At 50.1% G+C, this 1,362-nt stretch carries 2 protein-coding genes; one reads left to right on the top strand and one right to left on the bottom strand.

The genetic code is table 11. The annotated features are described in order from the left end of the window. Window positions 1-69 precede the first annotated feature (69 nt). Entirely contained in the window at window positions 70-606 is a 537-nt protein-coding gene (locus tag ACTHUM_RS14235; protein WP_070459909.1) for an NUDIX hydrolase, read from the top strand. 130 nt (window positions 607-736) lie between these two features. Here ACTHUM_RS14235 and ACTHUM_RS14230 read toward each other — a convergent pair whose 3' ends face one another. Next, entirely contained in the window at window positions 737-1,360 is a 624-nt protein-coding gene (locus tag ACTHUM_RS14230) for an alpha/beta hydrolase (protein WP_440403192.1), read from the bottom strand. Between the last annotated feature and the right edge of the window lie 2 nt (window positions 1,361-1,362).

Raw genomic sequence — 1,362 nt, 5'->3', positions numbered from 1 at the left:
TATCTATGCCGTCTGAAAAAGGATTTCAGACGGCCTTTAATATTTAATAATTTGGAAATGAGGTAAAAAATGGATTTGAAAGAAACTAAATTAAGCAGCGAGCCAATCTACGAAGGTTCTTTTGTTACCATCAGCCGCGATCGGGTTCGCCTACCCAACGGCAATGAAAGCCAACGAGTTGTGATCCGCCATCCGGGTGCTGCGTGTGTGTTGGCGGAAACGGAAGACGGCAAAGTTGTTTTGGTGCGCCAATGGCGTTATGCCGCCGATCAGGCGACGTTGGAATTGCCGGCGGGTAAATTGGATGTGGCGGACGAAGATCCTGCCGAATGCGCTTTGCGTGAGTTGGCAGAAGAAACGCCATATGTCGCCGACAGTGTCAAACTGTTGTACTCCTTTTATACTGCAGTTGGTTTTTGTGATGAGAAAATGTATCTCTACCAAGCGCAAGGCGTGCGTTTGGGTAGCGAATTGAGCAATGATGAAGATGAAATTACTGAAACCGTCCTGATGAGCAAGGACGAGGTGCGCAATGCATTGGTAAACGATGAAATCAAAGATGGTAAGACTTTGATTGGTTTGCAGTATTGGTTGACTCAGAATTGATATGTTAAGTAGAAAATCCTTGATGGATTTCTGAATACTTGAGCCTGATATTTAGATAATAAAGGTTTCATACAAACAAGGCCGTCTGAAAAAGCTTTCAGACGGCCTTGTTTTATTGTGTAGCCGGATTTTAGCCTAATAAAGCCGGTGCAAACCGTGTGATCGTATCGCGTAAAACGATGAGTTTGCCGTGGAAGAAGTGGGACGAACCGGCAATGGTTACAACCGGCAGGCCTTGTGGTTCTGCCCATGTCAGGGCTTTGTTGATTTCGACGACTTCGTCTTCCGTGCCATGGATCATCAATGTTTTGGCGACATCAGGAACATCGGATGGTTCCGGGCGGTCGGTGTAGTGATGGACGGCGGCGCCCATCAGCAACAGCAAATCAGGCGTGCGTGCTTGTGCGGCAAAGGTGGAAACGTAGCCGCCGAATGAGAAACCTGCCAGGACGAATTGCGGCGCGTCAGGATGTTGCACGCGGGCGTAGTCGATAACGGCAATGCAGTCTTGCGTTTCGCCGCGGCCGTAGTCGTGTTCGCCTTCACTATTGCCTACGCCGCGCAAATTGGGCAGGTAGCAATGGAAGCCGAGTTGGCTGAGGGCTTTGGCAGCGGTTTGGATGACTTTGTTGGTGTTGGTGCCGCCTTGCAGGGGATTGGGGTGGTTGATGACGGCAACGCCGCGGGCGGAGTCTTGTGCGCTTGGCAGGTAGATGGTTTCCAGCAAACCGGCCGGGCCGGGAATTTGAATGATAT

The sequence above is a fragment of the Neisseria sp. P0021.S006 genome (genome assembly GCF_051956895.1).
The sequence above is the reverse complement of the archived record's forward strand: the minus strand, read 5'-3'. Positions and strand labels throughout refer to the sequence as shown.

Bases quoted from the DNA above. Each gene is read 5' to 3' on its own strand.
- ACTHUM_RS14235 (WP_070459909.1), top strand. From the start codon at position 70: ATGGATTTGAAAGAAACTAAATTAAGCAGCGAGCCAATCTACGAAGGT.